Below are 22043 nucleotides of genomic sequence, written 5' to 3' on the forward strand. Positions count from 1 at the left end.
GATCTTATGGTGGTTTTGCCGAGGGTGTTCACCTCTTCCCATTCCGAACAGAGAAGTTAAGCCCCTCATGGCCGATGGTACTGCACTATCATGCGGGAGAGTAGGTAGCTGCCATATTTATTGGAAAAAGCCTTACCGGGTAACTGGTAAGGCTTTTTTGTTTTTATAACGTTCATGCGCCTTTTACCCCTAAAAGGCTGCACCCCCGCCCCGCACTACGCACATACCCTGCGTAGTAAATCCCTACCTTCACCATCACCTAACTTTTTCATCATGAAACCATTAGCAGGTAAAATAGCACTGGTAGCCGGCGCTACCCGCGGCGCCGGCCGGGGCATTGCATGTATGCTGGGAGAAGCCGGCGCAACCGTATATTGTTCCGGGCGCAGTACACGCGGTAACCTTGCCTCCGGCAGCCACCGTCCCGAAACTATTGATGAAACGGCGGAAATGGTCAGCCAGTACGGAGGAAAGGGCATCGCTGTCAGAACGGACCATAGCAAAGAGGACGAAGTGGCCGCCCTTATCCGCCGTATCAAAACAGAAGCGGGCAAACTGGACATTCTCGTGAATGATGTGTGGGGAGGGGATGAATTAATGACCTGGGGCAAAAAGTTCTGGGAAACAGACCTTGCCAACGGCTTTAAAATGATGCGCCAGGCTATAGACACGCACATCATCACCAGCAAATACGCCATTCCCCTCATGCTGGAAAAGAGCAGCGGCCTCATCCTGGAGATCACGGACGGAGACGGTTACTTTTACCGCGGGCAACTTTTTTATGACCTGGTGAAAACATCCATTATCCGCCTGGCTTTTGGTACGGCTGAAGAACTGGACGGCTCCGGTATTACCACCGTTGCCCTCACACCGGGTTACCTCCGCTCGGAAGCGATGCTTGAATACAAAGGCGTTACCGAGGCCAACTGGAAAGACGGCACCAAAGTAGATCCCAACTTCATAGCCTCTGAAACCCCTTATTTTGTTGGCCGCGCTGCCGCCGCACTGGCCGCAGACGCCAATGTAGCCGCCAAGAACGGGCATGTATTCAGCTCGTGGGACCTTTCAGACGAGTATGGCTTTAAAGATATTGATGGTAACAGCCCACACTGGGGGCGTTATGTGCAGAACACCATTCCCAAATACCAATACAAACGCTGTGATAACGAGTTTTACAGCTACTGGCGCTTCCTTTCCGGAGCAAAGATAGGAGAAACAGAATGGAGCTAAAGATACGGTTACCCGTCACGATGGGGCAGGAGAAATAAAAAGAGGAGTACCAGTTAAGGGTACCCCTCTTCAGATATTTCTACGTTATTAACCGGCAAAGTCAAACGCCGCCAGCTCTTCCGGCTTGATGGCGAACCGCTGTTTCCCGGGAATATTTTTGATAAAGATCGTGCCCGGCTCATTGTCTTCCAGGTAAGCAATAAAAGGAATGTTACGCTTTTCCGCGTACTTGTATTGTTTGTCCTGCTTGATGTTTTCCGCGTACAGTTCAGTTATCACACCTTTACCGCGCATCTGCATAACATAATCGAAAGCCTCTGCCATCCTGCTTTCTCCGGGATAAAAGAAAAGTACCTGCGTACCCTGCTGCGCTGCAGCGGGAAATAGCTGCAGCTCTTCCAGTACATCATAAATACGGTCTACACCAAAAGAAATACCTACGCCGGAGATGCCCGGCAGGCCAAACAGGCCGGTAAGGTCGTCATAGCGCCCGCCGCCTCCAATACTGCCCATGTTCACGCTGGCCGGGGCTTTTACTTCTACGATCATGCCTGTATAATAGTTCAGGCCGCGCGCCAGCGTAAGGTCGATCACGGGTGCTTCATGGAAGGTGGTGAACCGGCTGCCTGCAACGTACCGCAGTTCCTCTACGCCTTTCAGGCCGGTTGCGGAACCGGCTAGCAGCTGGCCGAGCTTTTCAAGTTTTTCTTCATTGCTGCCATCAACGGCAATAAAGTTCATAACGGTGTCAATTTCAGCCGGCAGCAGGCCCCGTTCGGCCAGTTCCTGCCGCACCCCGCTGTCACCTATTTTGTCCAGCTTGTCTATGGCCACGGTAATATCCGTCATCAGCTCAGGCCGTCCCACCAGCTCCGCCAGCCCCGTCAGTATTTTGCGGTTGTTGATCTTGAGCTGGTAGCCTTTTAGCCCCAGTTCCGTCAGTACGGTATCGTAAATTTTCAACAGTTCTATTTCATTTAGCAGCGAGTTGCTGCCTATCACGTCCGCGTCGCACTGATAAAACTCGCGGTAGCGGCCCCGCTGCGGCCGGTCTCCACGCCATACGGGCTGGATCTGGTAGCGTTTGAACGGCAGTACCAGTTTGCCCTGGTTCATCACCACGTACCGGGCAAAGGGAATGGTGAGGTCATATTTCATGGCTTTCTCGCAAAGCAGCAGCCCCAGTTCATGGGCGTCTTTGGCCAACTGCGCCTGTCCGTATATCTGCGGACCGTTGTTAAGTATCTTGAATATCAGCCGGTCGCCTTCTTCGCCATATTTCCCCAGCAGGGTGGAGGTGTTTTCCATAGCCGGCGTTTCGAGCGGCTGAAAGCCGTACAGCTCAAAGGTTTTACGGATGGTGGCAAAAATATAGTTGCGTTTGCGTACTACCTCAGGCCCGAAATCGCGGGTACCTTGCGGGATGCTTAATTTTGTCATTATAATCAGGAATCAGTTGTTAGTAATCATCAGCCTTTCACTATCCGTTCGCAGGCATTGTAAATGAGCTGGTACACAGGCTCAAACAGCGCATCGTCATACCAGGGGTCCGGTACGGGCTGCTGGTGTTCCAGCAATAATTGTACCTTGTCACGGTCTGTCTGCCTGCGGGCTTTCCGCAGTACGTCGCGGTAATTGTCCAGGTCCATTACATAGATCTGGTCAAAGGCGTCAAAATCTTCCGGCTGGAACTGCCGGCCCCGCAGGCCGGAGATGTCTATGCCATGAAGGCGGGCTACCTGTATGGAACGGCGGTCTGGCGGGTGGCCTACGTGCCAGTTACCCGTACCCGCGGAGTCAATTTCCCAGGCCAGTTGTTGTTGTGCGGCCAGGTGGCGGAGGATGCCCTCTGCCAGGGGAGACCGGCAAATATTGCCGAGGCAAACCATCAAAATTCTCATCGTTAAAAAATATAAAGGGATAAAATACTGTGTATCAGCAGCTTACTTGCCTTTAAAGGAAAGGCGATCCCTTGTTTTTACCAGCGCAAACCTACCGAATTTTCGGGGAAGTCTGCAATGCATTTCAACGCCTTGCATATGTTAAAAATATCCTGCCATATGGAATTTGCCCCCGCCTGCATCTTCCTGTCAGCATCCCGGAGCCCGGCCGGCACTGGATTTTAACAAACGAATAAAGTTTCTATAACTGAATGAAAACAATTTTTTTTGTATACTTGTAATTTACCGACAATGCAACAGGAACACGATAGCACGAATAGAAGGCGGAATATCTCATACCGGCCTATGGGAGAATTGATAAGAGGCTTATTTTTTATTGTTTTTGGACTATATGCACTGCTGGCAGAACGCATGGGTTGGGGCAAGCTCAGCCTTCCGCAGGAACTGATCTATGCATTGGGCGGCATTTTGTGTGCGTATGGGCTGTATCGTGTGTACAGGGGGATCAAACAATTATTTTTCTGACCTGATTATTTTTGTCACTACTTTAGACAGTGCGTATGTTTTTAAATAAAAAGCTGAAGAGCGTGGTGTTTGCAGTGAGCTGTATTATCTTAGTAACAGCCGGCTGCACACAAAGACAAACAAAGAACGGAGCAGAACAAGACACAGCCACGTCAGGCACCATCCGTATATCTGTGGATGAAACCTACCAGCCGCTGATCGAAGCCGAAATAAAAGTATTCCAGTCCCTGTACCCAAAAACGAAGATCATTGCCGAGTACAAGCCGGAGGCAGACTGCTTTAAAGATCTTTTTAATGACAGCGCGCGTATGATCATCGTAACGCGTGATCTCAAAGCGGATGAAGTTGAATATTTTAAAAAGGAAAAGATCCGCCCGCAAAGTATGCAGCTGGCAACGGATGCGGTGGCCCTGATCGTCAACAATGCCAACCCTGACTCCATTCTTACCATGGACCAGGTGCGGGAAATTATGGCGGGTAAGGCAACCAGGCCCTGGCAGATCGTTTTTGACAATCAGAATTCCAGCACCGTGCGTTTCATACAGGATTCCATCAACAAGGGAGCGCCGCTGCCGGCCAGTACCATGGCTGCCAAAACCAATCCCGAAGTGATCGACTATGTAACGAAAAATAAAAATGCCATGGGCGTGATCGGGGTCAACTGGATATCAGATACCAGTGACCCGAAGGTGATCGACTTTAATGAGAAAGTGACCACCGTGAAACTGCGGGCTGATGGCTTTAGTGATTTTGTGAAACCGTACCAGTTTTATATAGGCATGAAATCTTATCCCCTCACAAGGGGCATGTTTTATGTGCTGAAAGAACCCTATCAAGGCCTGGGCGCGGGGTTTGCCACTTTCCTCGGCGGTCAGGAAGGCCAACTTTTGATAGGCAGGTATAAATTGTATCCGGCAAGACTGAACATTGTTTTCAGGGAGGCTACCTTAAAATAGCGCCTGTCTTGCATATCAACTTTTAAACAATAAACACTGATAACACAACTAAAACCGGATTGCTCATGAACAGAAGGAACAGTTTATTTGTTGCCATGCTCTGCATAGCCAACGGAGCCATGGCACAATCTGTGGAAGATGGTTTGAAGGATTTGTATTATGGCAAATACCAAACCGCGAAGCAGAATCTTGAAAAAGCGATTACTGCCAAACCGACGGACGACCGCGCGTATTATTACCTTGGTATTGCCGAACTGGGTCTGGAAAACAAAGACGCAGCAGCAACAGCCTTCACCAAAGGTCTCACAGCCGTTCCCAACTCCCCCCTGCTTACCGCAGGCTTAGGCCGTATCGATCTCCTCAACGGGAAAACAGCAGAAGCCAAACAGAAGTTTGAAACCGCTTCCACCGCCACCGAAGGCCGTGATGGCGATGTGGCCCGCGCTATTGCGGACGCCAACACGGAAGTGAAAGGCGGAGACCGCGGCTACGCGCTCAGCACCATGGAAAAACTGCTGAACAACGAAGGCCGTAAAAAAAGGCAGATGTATACCGCTACCGCGGCTGACTATATTGAGCTGGGCGATGCCTACCGCTACCTCGGTGGCGAGAACGGCGGTAAAGCCATCAACTCTTACGAAAAAGCGCTGGAGCTGGATGCCAACAGCGCCGAAGCCGTAACCAAACAAGGCATGGTGAACTATAACGCCCGCCTGCTGCAGCAAGCTGTAGGTGACTGGACCAAAGCCACCAACATGGACGCAAATTATGCGCCCGCCTATTTTGAACTGTACCAGTTCTACATCACCCAGCGCAAGGAGCAGTTCTCCCTGCCGCACGCCGCCAAATACCTCCAGAAATATGTGGAAGTGGGCGATCCTTCAGACAAGATCAAGAACGAATACTACCTGGCTGCTATCTCTTTCTACCAGAAAGATTATGACGCCGCTATCAGCAAGGCAAAGTCCCTGATGGCCTCCGCCAATGACGTATATAAAGGTAAACTCACCCTGCTGGCCGCTGACGCGCACCTGCAGAAAGGAGATTCCCTCTCCGCCAAAACCCTGATGGACGAACGCGTGAAAATTGTAGGCGATGATAAACTGGAGCCGAACGATCTCAAACTGCTCAGCGCCATCTATGGTAAACTGAAAACGGAAGATTCCGCTACCATGGCAGATTACCAGACCAAAGCGGGGGGCTACCTGGAAAGGTACGCCGAGGCAGATACCGCCAAAGACGCTGAAAAATTCCGCAACGTGGCAGAATCTTTCAAGGAAATGCGCAACTGGGCTAAAGCCGCAGAATGGTATGGCCGCGCACTGGAGTTTAAAGACAACCCCGGCGCCGTACAGGACCACTTCTACAAAGCCTACTACGAGTACTATGCGCAGGATTACCCGAAATCCCAGGCTACCTGGGCAGAGTTCACCACCAAGTACCCTGAGCAGCTCACCGGCTTCTACTGGATGGGAATGGCAGGCTTTGCGCAAGACAACCAGGCCAAAGAAGGTAAAGCCAAGGAAGCGTTTGAAAAATACATTTCCCTGGTGAAACCGGAAGAGGAAGCCAAACACAAACGCTTCCTCGTAAATGCCTACACCTACCTGATGCTGTATCATTACAACCTGGACGATAAAACCAGCATGCAGCCTTATATGGACAAGCTGGTAGCAATTGACCCGAGCAATGATGCCGCCCGCCAGGTAAAAGAGTTCCTGGAAGCATCCAACAAATCTGCCAACAGTGAGGCTAAAACAGCCGGCACCAAAGGCAGCAAATAAGAAAAGGACATTTTTCTGACATAAAAAGCAGCGCTCTTCCGGGCGCTGCTTTTTTTGCGCCAGCCCCTCCCGGGCGGCCAAAAATTAACTTTTCCTGCATTGTTATTACCGGAATAAATAAGTAAATTCAGCAATGGGCTAACCGCTCCTATACATAAAACCCCTACCATTCTGGCATGTTTTTTAGAGCATACAACCCATACTGCCGCATAAGGCCAAGAGGGCGGCAGGTTTTAACGGATTAAAACTAAAACCATGAAGAAGTGTATCAGTACCGTAATTGCCCTGCTTTGCATGGCTGGCGGGGTTATGGCTCAATCTATAGAAGACGGGCTTAAAAATCTGTACTACGGCAAATTTGCCGCAGCTAAACAGGATTTCGAGAAGGTGATAGCCGGCAAGCCTAATGAAGAACGGGCGCACTATTACCTGGGCGTAGCTGAACTGGGGCTGGAAAATAAGACCGGCGCTGCCGCCGCCTTTCAGAAAGGGCTGCAGGCCGTACCCAATTCTCCCCTGTTAACGGCGGGCATGGGGCGTATAGACCTGCTGAACGGTGACGCCGCGGCCGCCCGTCAGAAATTTGACGCGGCCAATACCGCCACCAAAGGCAAAAACGGGGATGTGGCCCGCGCCATTGCGGATGCCAATACAGAAGTGAAAGGAGGAGACAAACAGTTTGCCCTCAAAGTGATGGAAACCCTGCTGAACAATGAAGGGGTGAAAAAGAGAGACCAGTATACGCCCACCGCGGCAGACTATATAGAACTGGGTGACGCTTACCGTTACCTGGGCGGAGAAAACGGCGGTAAGGCCATTACTGCTTACGAAAAAGCCCTTGAGCTGGACGCCAAGAACGCAGAAGCCGTAGTGAAACAGGGGCATGTTAACTACAATGCCAAACTGCTGGAGCAAACGGTGGCGGAATATGCCCGTGCCACCCAGCTGGACCCTAACTACGCCCCCGCGTTCTACGAATTGTACCAGTTTTACTACACCCCCCGCCCGCGGCAGTTCTCTCTGGCCAAAGCCAAGGAATACCTGCAGAAGTACCTGTCACTGGCAGACCAGGGAGACCGGGTAACCAATGAATACTACCTGGCGTCCATTATGTTCCTGGACAAGGACTACGATTCCGCCATTGAAAAGGCCAAAGGGCTGATCCCGCAGGCCAATGAGGGGTATAAAATGAAGCTGGAACGCCTGGTGGCAGATGCTTACCTGCAAAAAGGCGATTCCCTGAACGCCCAGAAGTCGTTTGACGAATACGTTGGCAAGGTAGGGAAAGACAAGCTGGAGCCCATTGACTATAAGCTGGGCGCTGAGATCTACAGCCGTTTGAAAAGCACCGATTCCGCTACCCAGGCAAAAAACAGCCAGCTATCACTGGAATACCTGGAGCAATATGCCAATGCTGATACGGTGAAAGACCTTGACCGGTACGAAAGTGTGGCAAAAGCCTTCAATGAGGCCCGGTTGTTTGCCAAGGCAGGGGAGTGGTACCAGAAGTTCGCAGACCTGAAGGTGGAACAAAAACAGAAGCCGGGCGCCATTGACTGGTACAACGTAGGCCTTAACTACTACCTGGCCTCCGCCGGCGAAACCATTGATACCACCATGCTGGCCAAATCTTCCGCCGCCTTCGGCAAACTGGCTACCGAGTTCCCCGACCTTACTACGGGGCACTACTGGCGGGGCATGGCGGCCGCCGCCAATGATGTGGAGGCCAAAACAGGCGTGGCCCTTCCGTATTTTGAAAAATACCTCACCCTGGCCGAGACCGACCCGGTGAAAAACAAGGCCGGCCTCATCAAGGCGTACACGTACATGATGGTGTACTATTATAACAAGGATGACAAGGCCAATATGCAAAAATTCATGGATAAACTGGCCCCGCTTGACCCTGCCAGCGAGCCGCTGAAGCAGATCAAAGACGTAATGGCCAGCAAGGCCGCCGCGCCAAAAGCCGGCAGATAGCTGAATATCAGTAATTTATTATCGTAACGCCTCCGGAAGCTCCCGGGGGCGTTACCGTTTTTGTGAGCGGCAGAAACCCCGGAAACCCAATCATTCATATCTTATTATATTACATATACAAAAAAAAGATTAGATTTTCCATCATCGTCGATTTGAATTATGCTTTACTTGCAGTATTTTTGCGCTTTCGGACAATTTATATGGGAAGCTTATGTTTTTTGCCTCTGATTTTTTGACTGCTAATACCACTTCTTTCAGTTATTTCCCTATCGTTTTACAACTGATTGCGGCGCTGGGTTTTGTAGGAATAACCATGCTGGCCACACATTTACTCGGCCCTAAACGTAAAACCAGCGACAAGCTGATCAACTTCGAGAGCGGCATTGAGCAAATGGGCAACGCCCGCCAGCCAGTGGCTGTCAAGTACTTTCTCACTGCTATTTTGTTCGTGTTATTTGACGTGGAGGTGATCTTTTTCTACCCGTACGCTGTTAATTTCAGGGAACTGGGGTGGGAAGGCTTTATGGCTGTAGTGGCCTTTGTAGCCTTCTTTATGGGAGGTTTCTTCTATATTATCAAGAAGGGCGCCCTGCGTTGGGAAGATTAATGAATTAAGTTAACTATTAATAAGAAGGAGGGTAAAGATATGTCTCGTCCTGTTCAGTTTAACAATAAAGTGAAGTTGGTGGAAATGCCGGAAGGTTTGACCGGTGAAGGGTTTTTTGCCACCTCTTTCGATAAAGTGATTGGCCTGGCACGTAAAAACTCCATTTGGCCATTGCCGTTCGCTACTTCCTGCTGCGGCATTGAATTTATGGCCACCATGGCGGCACATTACGACCTGGCCCGTTTCGGCTCGGAAAGGCTGGGTTTTACGCCCCGCCAATGCGACCTGCTGATGGTGATGGGCACCATTGCCAAAAAAATGGCCCCTGTTTTACGCCAGGTATACCTGCAAATGGCAGAGCCCCGCTGGGTAATTGCCGTAGGCGCATGCGCCAGCAGCGGCGGTATTTTTGATACCTATTCCGTACTGCAGGGTATAGACCAGGTGATACCGGTAGACGTATATGTGCCCGGTTGCCCGCCCCGCCCGGAGGCCATCCTGGACGGTGTGATGCGCATTCAGGACCTGGTAGGCCAGGAAAGCCTGCGCCGCCGCCATACAGACCGGTATAAAGAACTGATGAACTCATACGGAATAGAATAACGTTAATAGCTTATACATGTCTTTGACGAACGAGCATATAAAAAACAGGCTGGCAGAGAAGTTTGGCGATGTGCTGACGAATTTTGAAGAGGCTTTCGGCATGATGTCCTTTCACGCGCCGAAAGAGCTGAACCTTAAGGTAATGCAGTTCCTTTATGATGAAGAGGACCTGCAGTTCCGTTTCCTCTCAGACCTTACGGCCGTACATTACCCCAACCAGAAAGGAGCGGAGCTGGCCGTGGTGTACCACCTGCACAATTTTGTTGATAATGTGCGCCTGCGCTTCAAAGTGTTTACAGATATAACAACGCCGCAGGTTTATACGGCCACCAGCCTCTTTTCCAGCGCCAACTGGATGGAGCGGGAAACGTACGACTTTTTTGGTGTGGACTTCGTGGGGCATCCCAACCTTGTACGCATCCTGAATGTAGACGAGATGGACTATTTCCCCATGCGCAAGGAATTTCCGCTGGAAGACCAGACGCGTGTGGATAAGGATGACGAAATGTTTGGCCGCGGCGGGAACGTGGGGATTTAATCAATTGAATTTTATTTAGCTAGGATTATGTCAGAGCAGCAACATATAAAATTACCGGAAGGCTCCATAGAGAAGCAGACCAATACGCTCAACCTGGGACCTACGCACCCCGCTACGCACGGGGTGTTCCAGAATGTGCTGGAATTGGACGGTGAGCGCATTGTATCCGCCACGCCTACCGTGGGGTACATTCACCGTGCATTTGAGAAAATTGCGGAGCGCAGGCCCTATTACCAGGTCACACCCCTGACAGACCGCCTGAACTATTGTTCTGCTCCCATCAATAACATTGGCTGGCACCTTACGGTAGAAAAACTGCTGGGCATCCAGACCCCCAAAAGGGTGGATTACCTGCGTGTGATCATCATGGAGCTGGCCCGTATTACAGACCACCTGATCTGCAACTCCGTAATAGGGGTAGACAGCGGCGCTTTTACGGGTTTCCTGTACGTAATGCAGTACCGGGAGCTGGTGTACGAGATCTATGAAGAGATCTGCGGTTCCCGCCTCACTACCAATATTGGCCGCGTAGGCGGTTTTGAAAGGAACTTTACGCCGGCCGCCTTCCAGAAAATTGAAAAGTTCCTGGCAGAATATCCCGATGTGCTGAAAGAGTTTGAAAACCTCTTCACCCGCAACCGTATTTTTATGGAGCGTACACAGGGTGTGGGCAAAATAACCGGGGAAAGGGCTATGAACTATGGCTTTACCGGCCCCAACCTGAGAGCGGCCGGTGTGGATTACGATGTACGCGTAGCCAATCCCTACAGTTCTTACCAGGATTTTGAGTTCTCCATCCCCGTAGGCACCACGGGCGATACATATGACCGCTTCCTGGTGCGCAACGCGGAAATGTGGCAAAGCCTCGGCATCATCCGCCAGGCCATGGACAAGCTCAAAACGCTGCCGGAAGATGTGTTCCACGCAGACGTGCCCGCGTACTACCTGCCTGATAAAGATGATGTATATACGAAAATGGAAGCGCTCATCTATCACTTCAAAATAGTGATGGGCGAGTCAGAGATATTACCGGGTGAGCTGTATCACCCCGTGGAAGGCGCCAACGGCGAGCTGGGCTTCTACCTCATCAGCGATGGTGGACGTTCTCCTTACCGCCTGCACTTCCGCAGGCCCTGTTTTGTTTATTACCAGGCCTATCCTGAACTGGTGAAAGGGGCTATGCTGAGCGATGCCATTATTTGCCTGAGCTCGCTCAACCTGATAGCCGGAGAGCTGGATGCATAACTTGTACCGCTGCCGGTGAACATACCCGTGAAAGTTCTTTTTCCCCTCAGGGCGGATGCAGACAGATCAGGGAACATTTGAAGATCAATAAAATAAAGCGTTTGATAAATGGCCGTTCAATTTTCTGAAGAGAAGCTGAATAAAGTAAAAGAAATCATTGCGCGCTACCCGGAAGGGAAGCAAAAAAGCGCCTTGATCCCCGTGCTGCACCTGGCGCAGGAATCTTTCGGCGGCTGGCTGAGTGCGGAAACAATGGACTATGTGGCCGCATTGCTGCAGATCACGCCTATTGAAGTGTACGAAGTGGCCACCTTTTACTCCATGTATAACCTGAAGCCGGTGGGCAAATACCTTTTTGAGGTATGCCAGACCGGCCCCTGCATGTTAAACGGCTCTGATAACATCATTGCCTACATCAAGGAGAAGCTGGGTATTGAAGCTGGGGAAACCACGGCAGACGGCATGTTCACCCTCAAAACGGTAGAGTGCCTGGGCGCCTGCGGCTACGCGCCGATGATGCAGCTCGGGAAGTTTTACAAGGAACACCTTACCAGAGAAAGGGTAGACCAGATCATTGCCGAGTGCCGCGCGCAAGCCGGTAACTGAACCGCCGGGCAGCGCGTTGCCGCTGAAGCGTGCAACGCAACGGACGCGCAATAGCAAGCTCCCCGCCGGGAACAACAACATATCCGCCCTGCCGGTGCAGCGCGGAAGCAAAAAAAATCTTGTTCCGTATAAGGAACAGACAATATAAAGCGAGAAAATGGGACGTAAATTACTGTTAGACAAGGCGCATATAGAAGGCATCCGGTACTACGACGTATACCGGAAAAACGGCGGTTATGCCGCTGCTGAGAAAGTCCTGAAGAACATGAGCCCTGACCAGGTAACGGAAGAAGTGAAAAAGAGCGGCCTGCGCGGCCGCGGCGGCGCAGGCTTCCCTACCGGCCTTAAATGGAGTTTTCTGGCCAAGCCTGAAGGCGTGCCCCGCTACCTGGTATGCAACGCAGACGAATCAGAACCGGGCACTTTCAAAGACCGGTACCTGATGGAGTTTCTGCCTCACCTGCTCATTGAAGGGCTGCTCATCTCCAGCTTTGCCCTGGGCGCTAACCGTACCTATATATACATCCGCGGCGAGTACGCCTGGATACCCGATATCCTGGAGGAAGCTATCAAGGACGCACATAAGAACGGCTGGCTGGGCAAAAACATCCAGGGCAGCGGTTTTGACCTGGATATTTACGTGCAGCGCGGCGCCGGCGCCTACATCTGCGGCGAAGAAACGGCGCTGATTGAGTCGCTGGAGGGCAAACGCGGCAACCCGCGCATCAAGCCGCCCTTCCCGGCCGTAAAAGGCCTGTGGCAATGCCCTACGGTGGTGAACAACGTGGAAACACTGGCGGCCGTGGTGCCCATCATCAATATCGGCGGCGATGAGTACGCTAAAATAGGCATCGGCAAATCTACCGGTACCAAGCTCATCTCTGCCTGCGGCAACCTCAACAAGCCCGGCGTGTATGAAATAGACATGACCATTTCGGTAGAAGAATTTATTTATTCTGAAGAATACTGCGGCGGCATCCCTGACGGCAAGCGCCTGAAGGCCTGCATCCCCGGCGGTTCTTCCGTACCCATTCTGCCGGCCAACCTGCTGCTGAAAACAGCCAAGGGCGAACAGCGCATGATGACGTACGAAAGCCTGAACGATGGCGGTTTCCCCACCGGCTCCATGATGGGCTCCGGCGGATTTATTGTGCTGGACGAAGACCAGTGCGTGGTACGCCACACCCTCAGCCTGGCCCGCTTCTACCATCATGAAAGCTGCGGCCAGTGCAGCCCCTGCCGCGAAGGCACCGGCTGGATGAAGCGCGTGCTGCAGAACATCGAGAACGGTAAAGGTAAAATGAGCGATATAGACCTGCTGTGGGACATCCAGCGCAAGATCGAAGGCAATACCATCTGCCCTCTCGGTGATGCCGCTGCCTGGCCCGTGGCCGCTGCCATCCGTCACTTCCGTGACGAGTTCGAATGGCATGTGAATAACCCGGAAGAAGCGCAGCGCCACAACTTCGGGCTGGCACATTATGCAGATCCCTTGCCGGTAGTAGCTGCGGCTGCTGCCGTTTAATATAAAAATGTTCACCCGGTGAATGGCTTTCCGGGGAATGCAAAGTTTTAGTACAATGGCGGAAGAAAAGAAATTATTCAAGGTTACGATAGATAACATTCCGGTTGAGGTGGAGCCGGGCACTACCATCCTGAACGCCGCACGGAAAATAGGAGGCGACGTTGTGCCGCCGGCCATGTGTTATTATTCAAAGCTGCAGGGAAGCGGCGGTAAATGCCGTACCTGCCTGGTAAAAGTGTCTAAAGGCTCCGATGCGGACCCGCGCCCCATGCCCAAGCTGGTGGCCAGCTGCCGCACCACCGTCATGGACGGGATGGAAGTGGCCAACATCACTTCTCCCGAAGTGCTGGACGCCCGCAAAGGCGTAGTAGAGTTCCTGCTGCTCAACCACCCGCTGGATTGCCCCGTGTGTGACCAGGCCGGGGAGTGTGACCTGCAGGACCTCAGCTATGAGCATGGCACAGAAGCTACCCGCTACGAATTTAAACGCAGAACTTTCGAGAAAATAGATATAGGAGATCACATCAAGCTGCACATGACGCGCTGCATCCTGTGCTACCGCTGTGTGTTCACCGCAGACCAGCTCACCAACAAACGGGAGCACGGCGTGCTCAACCGTGGCGAGGCCTCCGAGATCGGCACGTATATCAAAAATTCTCTGGACAATGATTTTATAGGCAACGTAATTGACGTATGCCCGGTAGGCGCGCTTACAGACAGAACGGCCCGCTTCAAGAACCGCGTATGGTTCCTGAAGCCGGTAGACGCACACCGCGATTGTGATAAATGTTGCGGCAAAACCGTGCTGTGGATGCGTGGGGACGAGGTTTTCCGCGTTACTGCCCGTAAAGACAAGTACGGGGAAGTGGAAGAGTTTATCTGCGATACCTGCCGTTTTGAGAAAAAAGAGGCGAAAGACTGGGTAGTGGAAGGCCCCCGCAAAGTTTCGCGCCACAGCGTTATTTCACAGGGGCACTATGTAGGCGTACACAAACCGCATGAGACCATCCGGGAAGTAATGAGCGGCCGGGACCCGAAACTGCTGATGAACATTCACAGCGTGAGCGAGGTGAACCAGCCTTCGGTAGACCTGAGCAAGATAGACGGGCCGGCCCATTCTACAGATTTTCCAAAAATTAACGGCGTTCAATAAAGCGAGATATGACCTTACTTACCATTGCAATTGACTGGGCTTTTGTTATCGAAAAAATTCTGCTCATATCCGCAGTACTGGGTGTGTCTTTGCTGATAGCCATGTACGAGACTTATGGCGAACGTAAAGTGGCCGCCTGGATACAGGACCGCCGCGGCCCTAACCGCGCCGGGCCCTTCGGTATCCTGCAGCCGCTGGCAGACGGGGGCAAGCTCTTTTTCAAGGAAGAGATCATTCCCGCCACCGCCAACCGCTTCCTCTTTATATTAGGCCCTTCCATAGCCATGCTGGCGGCCTGCCTCACCAGCGCGGTAATACCCTGGGGAGACGTGCTCACCATTGCCGGCCGCCAAATAAGCCTGCAGGTAGCGGATGTGAACATCGGCGTACTGTGGATCATTGCGGTGCTGGGCATGGGAGTATATGGCATCATGATCGGGGGCTGGGCGTCCAACAACAAATTTTCCCTGCTGGCCGCCTGCCGTGGCGCCTCCCAGGTAATTTCCTACGAGCTGCCCATGGGCCTGGCATTGATTGCCCTGTTCATGATCAGCGGTTCCCTTAGCCTGAAAGACATTGTAGAACAACAGCGGGACGGCGTCTGGTTTGTGCTGCTGCAGCCGCTGGGGTTCCTGATATTCCTGATCTGCGCCTTCGCGGAGTGTAACCGTACGCCGTTTGACCTGCCCGAGGCGGAGAACGAGCTGAACGGCGGGTACCACCTGGAGTATTCTTCCATGAAACTCGGTTTCTACCTCTTTGCCGAATACATCAACATGTTCATCAGCTCCGCGCTGATGGCCACCCTGTACTTCGGCGGCTATTCCTTCCCCTTTATGGACAGCCTGGGCCTCAGCCCCAATATGGTGACCATACTGGGTATTATAGCGCTGTTCCTTAAAACTTTCATCTTCATCTTCTTCTTCATGTGGGTGCGCTGGACCATTCCGCGCTTCCGTTATGACCAGTTGATGAAGCTGGGCTGGAACGTGCTGATCCCCCTGGCGCTGCTGAACATGCTGGTAACCGGCGCGGTGATATTATATCGCCAGGGATAAACGATAATTGATTGAATTGTTGAAATATGCATGCATGGCAGGAATATTCCAACAGACAGGAAAAAGACATTACACACTGTTGAAACTTATTATATGCAAACATTAACCAACAGGGCGCAACCGGTAGACAGGAGGCCCATGACATTCTGGGAGAAAATGTACCTGCCGGCTATTGCAAAAGGCATGGGCATCACCCTTTCGCATATATTCAAAAAGAAGGCCACGGTAAACTATCCTGAAGAGAAACGGCCTTTCAGCCCCGTGTTCCGCGGCCTGCACGTCCTCAACAGGGATGAAGAAGGGCGCGAACGCTGCACGGCCTGCGGCTTGTGCGCAGTAGCCTGTCCCGCGGAGGCCATTACCATGGAAGCCGCGGAGCGCCTGCCCGGTGAAGAGCATCTGTACCGTGAAGAGAAGTATGCCGCCCGTTACGAGATCAACATGCTGCGCTGCATTTTCTGCGGTTTCTGTGAAGAAGCCTGCCCCAAACAGGCCATCTATATGACCGAAACCTTTGCTCCGGCCAATTATCAGCGTAAAGGATTTATTTACGGAAAAGATGATCTGTTGATCCCCGATCCTAAAAATCCAATCACGGTAAAAAAGTAAAGCAATAATGGGTATACAACAGATTATTTTTATTGTGCTTTCCGCCATAGCCATTGCTGCGGCGCTGGGAGTGATACTGAGCAGGAACCCCGTTAACAGCGTGTTGTGCATGATCACCTGCTTTGTGGCCATTGCAGGGCATTACATTATGCTCAACGCACAGTTCCTCTTTGTGGTGCACCTCATTGTTTACACGGGCGCTATTATGGTGCTGTTCCTTTTTGTGCTGATGATGATGAACCTGAACGCGGAAATAGAACCGCAGAAACGCAACTGGCTGAAATATGCCGGCGCTATCAGCGGCGGCGCGCTGCTGCTGGTACTGGTGGCCGCCCTGCGCGATGCCAGTATGCCCGCTATTCAGTCCACCTCCACAGAAATAGGCCTGGTGGCCAACCTGGGTAAAACATTGTTCACCAGCTATGTAGTGCCTTTTGAGCTGAGCAGCGTACTGTTCCTCAGCGCCATGGTAGGGGCCGTAGTGATTGGTAAAAAATAAAAAATTATCTCGATGCCGGTTCAATATTACATTTTCCTCAGCATTGCCCTGTTCTGCATAGGCGTAATGGGCGTATTGATGCGCAGGAACGCGATCATTATTTTCATGTGCATAGAGCTGATGCTCAACGCCGTGAACCTTTTGCTGGTGGCTTTTTCCAAAATGTGGGTGGATGCCGGCCGTGTAGACGCCGCCTCCGCGCAGCTGTTCGTGTTTTTTGTGATGGTGGTGGCCGCCGCGGAAGTATCCGTAGGCCTGGCCATTATTGTGATGATGTACCGCAATACCCATTCGGTAGACATCAATATTCTCAGCAGATTGAAAAACTAAGGAATTTAAAAATAGTATAGATCGATGATACATCTTGTTTGGCTGGTACCGTTCTTACCGTTGTTAGGGTTCCTGATCAATGGATTGGGCAGGAGGTATTTATCTAAATCGCTGACAGGCGTGATAGGTAGCGGAAGTGTGGTAGCGGCTTTTGTGATCAGTTTGCTGATTTTCTTTGAAGTGCGTACCCCTGGCTTTGCGCCGCAGGTGGTTACGCTGTTCGATTTCATTAACGTAGGCAGCCTGCACATTCCCTTTGCCTTCCAGGTAGACCAGTTGAGCGCCTTGTTCCTGCTCATCATTACCGGCGTGGGCTCGCTCATTCACATTTACTCCACTTCCTACATGCATGAGGAAAGCAACGAGGGTTTTGCCCGGTATTTTGCCTACCTCAACCTGTTCGTGTTCTCCATGCTCATACTGGTGCTGGGCGCCAACTATGTGATGATGTTCATTGGCTGGGAAGGAGTGGGGCTTTGCTCTTACCTGCTCATCGGCTTCTGGTTCAAAAACATTGACTATAACAAGGCCGCCAACAAGGCGTTCATCATGAACCGCATTGGAGACCTCGGCTTTTTGCTCGGCATCTTCCTGCTCATCCAGCAGTTCGGTTCCGTTACTTTTACCGAGGTGTTTGCACAGGTACCCGGTATAGGCACCGGCAGCACTGTGCTGTTTGCCATTGCCATGCTGCTGTTCATCGGCGCCATGGGCAAATCAGCGCAGATACCGCTGTACACCTGGCTGCCAGACGCAATGGCGGGCCCCACCCCGGTGTCTGCCCTCATTCACGCCGCTACCATGGTAACCGCGGGTATCTACATGGTGGCCCGCAGCAACGTGATCTATTCGCTGGCTCCCTGCATCCAGGCCATTATTGCCATCATAGGCCTGGCTACCGCACTGCTGGCGGCTTCCATAGCACTGAAACAGAACGATATTAAAAAGGTGCTGGCCTACTCCACGGTAAGCCAGTTGGGATACATGTTCCTGGCCCTGGGCGTTGGTGCTTACACGGCCGCGGTATTCCATGTAATGACGCATGCCTTCTTCAAGGCCCTGCTCTTCCTCGGTTCCGGCTCTGTTATACATGCCATGGGCGGTGAGCAGGACATCCGCAAAATGGGCGGCCTCAAAAAATGGATGCCCGTTACCAACATCACCTTCCTGATCGGTTGCCTGGCCATTGCCGGCATACCGGGCCTGAGCGGTTTCTTCTCCAAAGACGAAATACTGGCCCACACCTTTGGCTATAACAAGATCATGTACGCCCTGGCGCTGCTGGGCGCGCTGATGACGGCTTTTTATATGTTCCGCCTCTACTACATCACCTTCAGCGGCAAATTCCGCGGTACCCATGAGCAGGAACATCACCTGCATGAAAGTCCCGCGGCCATTACCCTGCCCCTGATAGTGCTGGCCGTATTGTCTGTGATAGGCGGTTATGTAGGCATGCCGGAGGTATTTGGCGTACCGCACTTCCTGGCGGAATACCTTTCCCCCATCTTTGCGCCTTCCGCGCCTTACCTGCATGCGCACCACCTCAGCCATGCGCTGGAGTGGGGGCTGATGGGCCTGAGCACCGCCCTGGTGATCGTTATGATCCTGTGGGCGCGCGGCAAATTCAGCAACTACCAGGATGCCGGTACAGAAAACACCGGTATTGCAAAAGTGCTGGAGAATAAATGGTATGTAGACGAACTGTACGATGCCATCATTGTAAAACCCCTGATGGCGCTCAGCGGCTTCTTCCAGAACATGGTGGAAAAGGCGGGCATAGATGCCCTGGTGAACGGCGTGGGCCGCGGGGTGAAATGGGGCAGCGGCCGCGTGAGGCTGCTGCAGAACGGGCAGGTAGGCTTCTACATTTTTGCCATGGTGATAGGCATGGTGGTATTGCTGGTGATCAGTTTGTTTTTATAATAGATAGCGGATTAAGATAAAGATATGTTGACAGTATTACTCATATTGATTCCTTTGATAACAGGGCTGGTCACGTTCGGGCTGAAAGGGCCGTCTGCCAAGGTATTCAGCTTGTTATCATCCTTTGCCTCACTGGTAGTTGCGGTCATTGCCTGGCAGCAGTTCAGCGCTGCGCCGGAAAGCCTGCAGTTTACCCAAAGCTGGATACCCCAGCTGGGCAGCCAGTTCAATGTAGGGTTGGATGGAATGGGCACCATGCTGTGCCTGCTCACGGCCATCTCTTTCCCGCTCATCTTCATCACGGTGTACAACAGGGAGTATGACCGGCCGGGCGCGTTTTACGGCCTCATGCTGCTGTCCCAGGCCGGCCTCATTGGCGTGTTTACCGCTTATGACGCGCTGCTGTTCTACGTATTCTGGGAGCTGGCGCTTATTCCCGTGTACTTCCTCTGCTCCATGTGGGGCGGCGAAAGGGCCGTGCCGGTTACCTTCAAGTTCTTCGTATATACTTTTGCCGGCTCCCTGCTGATGCTGGTCGGCATTATCTATATCTATTTCCAGACGCCTGACCATTCTTTCAGCTGGACGGCCTTTACCTCCCTGCAGATCAGCACGCAGGAACAGTCCTGGTTGTTCTGGCTCTTTTTTGTGGCCTTTGCCATCAAAATGCCGGTATTCCCCTTCCACACCTGGCAGCCAGATACCTACGAACAATCTCCCACGCCGGTTACCATGGTGCTGAGCGGTATTATGGTGAAAATGGGCCTGTTCGGCGTGATCCGCTGGCTGCTGCCGGTACTGCCCCAGGGCGCTTACATGTGGCAGGAAGCGGCCATTGTGCTGTCTGTGACCGGTATCATCTACGCCTCCTGCATTGCCATTATGCAGTCTGATTTCAAACGCCTGATAGCCTACTCTTCCATTGCCCACATCGGGCTGATGAGCGCGGCCATTTTTGCGAACAACGAGCAGAGCATGCAGGGCGTGCAGGTGCAAATGTTCAACCACGGCATCAACATCATCGGTTTGTGGATAGTGGTAGAAGTGATACAGGATCGCCTCCGCATCAAGGATATGCGGGAAATGGGCGGCATTGCCACCTATGCGCCCAAGCTGGCCATTGTGCTGGTGGTAATAAGCCTGGCCAATATTGCTCTGCCGCTTACCAACGGGTTCATTGGCGAGTTCCTGATGTTCAGCGGGCTGTTCCAGTACAACCCCTGGTTTGCCGCGGTAGCTTGTGTGGCCATTATACTGGCCGCCGTGTATATGCTGAACATGCTGCAGAAAGTGATCTTCGGGGAAGCCAATACGCTCACGGCCACCACGGCAGACCTGAAAACAGGGGAGCTGCTGGCCGCGGGCGCTATCATCGCTGTTATCTTTTTCCTGGGCGTGTACCCCAAACCTTTACTGGAGCTGGTGCAGAGTACCACGGCCATTGTGAACGCAACGGCATGGATGAAATAATTTAAAATAGAGATTCTGTAACGTTAAGATATGAACGCATTAATTTCTACTGCTTTATTCGGGATTGTTCTGATGTTTGTAGGCCTGTTTGTGAAGAATAAGCAGCACATTAAATATTATGCCATTGCCGGAGCTATTATTGCCTTTATTGCCAACTGGTACGATGGGCAGCTGGCCGGTGGCAGCAGCGTAATGCTGTATGGCATGGTGGAGGTCAGCTCCTTCTCCGTTTTGTTCAATGCCGTTGCCATTGGCTGTACTTTGCTGTACTTTATGTTATGCGGCAGCGCCTTCGAAAAAGTAGGGAACGATGTAGCGGATTATTTTGCCCTTATATTTTTTATACTGGCCGGTATTATGCTCTCCGCGTCTTTCAGCAACCTGCTGATGTTGTTCCTGTCCATCGAAATCATTTCCATACCGCAATACATATTGGCCGGGGCCGATAAAAAGAACCTGAAAAGCAATGAGGCCTCGCTGAAATACTTTTTGATGGGCTCTTTCACCACGGGCATTTTGCTCATGGGCATTGCCCTGCTGTACGGGGCCAGCGGCACCTTCAACATCCGTGAAATGGGCCTGGGCACCGGAGACCTGTCTCCCCTGGCGCTGAGCGGTATTCTGCTCACCGGTTTTGCGCTGGCCTTCAAAGTGTCTGCCGCACCCTTCCACTTCTGGACGCCTGACGTATATGACGGTTCACCCACCGTGTTCACCGCATTTATGGCCACCATTGTGAAGGCCGCCGGTTTTATTGCCTTCATCCGTCTTTTCCATGTGAGCTTCAGCGAAGGCGCCATTGCCGGCCACTGGCAACTGATCATAGCGCTGATAACGGCCGCCACCCTGCTCATCGGTAATTTTACCGCCGTGTTCCAGCAGAGCGTGAAAAGAATGCTGGCCTACTCCAGCATTGCCCAGGCGGGCTTTATGCTGTTTGCCATACTGGCTTTTAATGAAACGGCCGCCCAGGGCATCATTTTATACGCCATTGCCTACAGCGTGGCTACCATTGGCATTTTTGCCATCCTGCTCAAGCTGAAAGACTATACGTTTGAAGGCTACAACGGCCTGGCCCGCAGCCAGCCCCTGCTGGCGCTGACCAATACCATATTCCTGCTGTCACTGGCAGGCATCCCCTTAACCGCCGGCTTCTTTGCCAAATACTTTTTGCTCAGCGCCGTGGTGCAGCAGGGCCATATGCTCTGGCTGGTGATACTGGGCGTGTTATGCGCCGCTGTTAGCGCCTATTATTATTTCAGGGTGATCATGGCCATGTATTTCAAGCCCGGCGAGGCGGAAACCTCCGTGCAGGTAACCGGCGGCTTCAAGGGCATGCTGGTGATTGCCGCGGCCATTGTGATCATACTCGGTATTTTCCCCGGCCTGGTGCTGCAGTTCCTGTAAACAGCGCCGCTGTCAAAATATTGAAAGCGCTTCCCGCCCGGGAGGCGCTTTTCTTTTTTGCGCCGCTCATCCCGGACCCGCATTTTTAAAGGGGAAT

At 52.2% G+C, this 22043-nt stretch carries 21 protein-coding genes and 1 rRNA gene; 20 read left to right on the forward strand and 2 right to left on the reverse strand.

Annotated elements, in window-relative coordinates; genetic code table 11:
- The first annotated feature begins 5 nt into the window (after nucleotides 1–5).
- Together rrf and D3A97_RS10815 are read left to right on the forward strand one after the other, a co-directional pair.
- Nucleotides 6–117: ribosomal RNA gene (gene rrf / locus D3A97_RS10810) — 5S ribosomal RNA — on the forward strand.
- Between the two features lie 156 nt (nucleotides 118–273).
- Entirely contained in the window at nucleotides 274–1230 is a 957-nt protein-coding gene (locus D3A97_RS10815) for an SDR family oxidoreductase (protein WP_119078531.1), read from the forward strand.
- Between the two features lie 87 nt (nucleotides 1231–1317).
- Here the strand turns inward: D3A97_RS10815 and hisS are convergent, their stop codons facing one another.
- Both hisS and D3A97_RS10825 read right to left on the reverse strand, forming a co-directional pair.
- Entirely contained in the window at nucleotides 1318–2670 is a 1353-nt protein-coding gene (gene hisS, locus D3A97_RS10820; protein ID WP_198673955.1) for a histidine--tRNA ligase, read from the reverse strand.
- A 29-nt stretch (nucleotides 2671–2699) separates the two neighbouring features.
- A complete protein-coding gene (locus D3A97_RS10825) occupies nucleotides 2700–3131 on the reverse strand; it encodes a low molecular weight protein-tyrosine-phosphatase (RefSeq protein ID WP_119078533.1) in 432 nt (143 codons plus the stop codon).
- Nucleotides 3132–3476: 345 nt separating this feature from the next.
- Between D3A97_RS10825 and D3A97_RS10830 the strand changes: the two genes are divergently transcribed.
- From D3A97_RS10830 to D3A97_RS10915, 18 genes are all read left to right on the forward strand, one after another.
- Nucleotides 3477–3656, forward strand: a complete 180-nt coding sequence (locus D3A97_RS10830; protein WP_157986475.1) for a hypothetical protein — start codon at nucleotides 3477–3479, stop codon at nucleotides 3654–3656.
- A 35-nt stretch (nucleotides 3657–3691) separates the two neighbouring features.
- Complete coding sequence (locus D3A97_RS10835) at nucleotides 3692–4612, forward strand: PstS family phosphate ABC transporter substrate-binding protein (protein ID WP_119078535.1); 921 nt, start codon at nucleotides 3692–3694, stop codon at nucleotides 4610–4612.
- Between the two features lie 65 nt (nucleotides 4613–4677).
- Entirely contained in the window at nucleotides 4678–6396 is a 1719-nt protein-coding gene (locus D3A97_RS10840) for a tetratricopeptide repeat protein (RefSeq protein ID WP_157986476.1), read from the forward strand.
- A 255-nt stretch (nucleotides 6397–6651) separates the two neighbouring features.
- Nucleotides 6652–8373 carry a tetratricopeptide repeat protein gene (locus tag D3A97_RS10845; protein ID WP_157986477.1) on the forward strand — a complete coding sequence of 574 codons (1722 nt, stop codon included), beginning with the start codon at nucleotides 6652–6654 and terminating at the stop codon, nucleotides 8371–8373.
- 211 nt (nucleotides 8374–8584) lie between these two features.
- A complete protein-coding gene (locus tag D3A97_RS10850) occupies nucleotides 8585–8980 on the forward strand; it encodes an NADH-quinone oxidoreductase subunit A (RefSeq protein ID WP_119078538.1) in 396 nt (131 codons plus the stop codon).
- 39 nt (nucleotides 8981–9019) lie between these two features.
- Nucleotides 9020–9583 (forward strand): NADH-quinone oxidoreductase subunit B, encoded by a 564-nt coding sequence (locus D3A97_RS10855; RefSeq protein ID WP_119078539.1) that lies wholly within the window; start codon nucleotides 9020–9022, stop codon nucleotides 9581–9583.
- Between the two features lie 16 nt (nucleotides 9584–9599).
- Nucleotides 9600–10121 carry an NADH-quinone oxidoreductase subunit C gene (locus D3A97_RS10860; protein WP_119078540.1) on the forward strand — a complete coding sequence of 174 codons (522 nt, stop codon included), beginning with the start codon at nucleotides 9600–9602 and terminating at the stop codon, nucleotides 10119–10121.
- Between the two features lie 27 nt (nucleotides 10122–10148).
- The gene (locus D3A97_RS10865) at nucleotides 10149–11366 is read left to right on the forward strand and encodes an NADH-quinone oxidoreductase subunit D (protein ID WP_119078541.1); all 1218 of its coding nucleotides are present in this window, start codon (nucleotides 10149–10151) and stop codon (nucleotides 11364–11366) included.
- Nucleotides 11367–11474: 108 nt separating this feature from the next.
- Nucleotides 11475–11972, forward strand: coding sequence for an NADH-quinone oxidoreductase subunit NuoE family protein (locus D3A97_RS10870; RefSeq protein WP_119078542.1), 498 nt, complete (start codon nucleotides 11475–11477; stop codon nucleotides 11970–11972).
- Between the two features lie 157 nt (nucleotides 11973–12129).
- Nucleotides 12130–13497 (forward strand): NADH-quinone oxidoreductase subunit NuoF, encoded by a 1368-nt coding sequence (nuoF, locus tag D3A97_RS10875; protein ID WP_119078543.1) that lies wholly within the window; start codon nucleotides 12130–12132, stop codon nucleotides 13495–13497.
- Nucleotides 13498–13552: 55 nt separating this feature from the next.
- Nucleotides 13553–14650 carry an NADH-quinone oxidoreductase subunit G gene (locus D3A97_RS10880; RefSeq protein WP_119078544.1) on the forward strand — a complete coding sequence of 366 codons (1098 nt, stop codon included), beginning with the start codon at nucleotides 13553–13555 and terminating at the stop codon, nucleotides 14648–14650.
- A gap of 8 nt (nucleotides 14651–14658) precedes the next feature.
- Nucleotides 14659–15708 carry an NADH-quinone oxidoreductase subunit NuoH gene (nuoH, locus tag D3A97_RS10885; protein ID WP_198673956.1) on the forward strand — a complete coding sequence of 350 codons (1050 nt, stop codon included), beginning with the start codon at nucleotides 14659–14661 and terminating at the stop codon, nucleotides 15706–15708.
- 93 nt (nucleotides 15709–15801) lie between these two features.
- Nucleotides 15802–16317 (forward strand): NADH-quinone oxidoreductase subunit NuoI, encoded by a 516-nt coding sequence (gene nuoI, locus D3A97_RS10890; protein ID WP_119078545.1) that lies wholly within the window; start codon nucleotides 15802–15804, stop codon nucleotides 16315–16317.
- Between the two features lie 7 nt (nucleotides 16318–16324).
- Nucleotides 16325–16816 (forward strand): NADH-quinone oxidoreductase subunit J family protein, encoded by a 492-nt coding sequence (locus D3A97_RS10895; protein WP_119078546.1) that lies wholly within the window; start codon nucleotides 16325–16327, stop codon nucleotides 16814–16816.
- Nucleotides 16817–16828: 12 nt separating this feature from the next.
- Nucleotides 16829–17146: an NADH-quinone oxidoreductase subunit NuoK gene (nuoK, locus tag D3A97_RS10900; RefSeq protein WP_119078547.1), complete on the forward strand. Its 318-nt coding sequence runs from the start codon at nucleotides 16829–16831 to the stop codon at nucleotides 17144–17146.
- Nucleotides 17147–17170: 24 nt separating this feature from the next.
- The gene (gene nuoL / locus D3A97_RS10905; protein ID WP_119078548.1) at nucleotides 17171–19069 is read left to right on the forward strand and encodes an NADH-quinone oxidoreductase subunit L; all 1899 of its coding nucleotides are present in this window, start codon (nucleotides 17171–17173) and stop codon (nucleotides 19067–19069) included.
- 24 nt (nucleotides 19070–19093) lie between these two features.
- The gene (locus D3A97_RS10910) at nucleotides 19094–20539 is read left to right on the forward strand and encodes a complex I subunit 4 family protein (protein ID WP_119078549.1); all 1446 of its coding nucleotides are present in this window, start codon (nucleotides 19094–19096) and stop codon (nucleotides 20537–20539) included.
- Nucleotides 20540–20569: 30 nt separating this feature from the next.
- Nucleotides 20570–21946 carry an NADH-quinone oxidoreductase subunit N gene (locus tag D3A97_RS10915; protein WP_119078550.1) on the forward strand — a complete coding sequence of 459 codons (1377 nt, stop codon included), beginning with the start codon at nucleotides 20570–20572 and terminating at the stop codon, nucleotides 21944–21946.
- Nucleotides 21947–22043: the final 97 nt, after the last annotated feature.

The sequence above is a fragment of the Chitinophaga alhagiae genome (genome assembly GCF_003568665.1).
GTDB classification, from domain to species: domain Bacteria; phylum Bacteroidota; class Bacteroidia; order Chitinophagales; family Chitinophagaceae; genus Chitinophaga; species Chitinophaga alhagiae.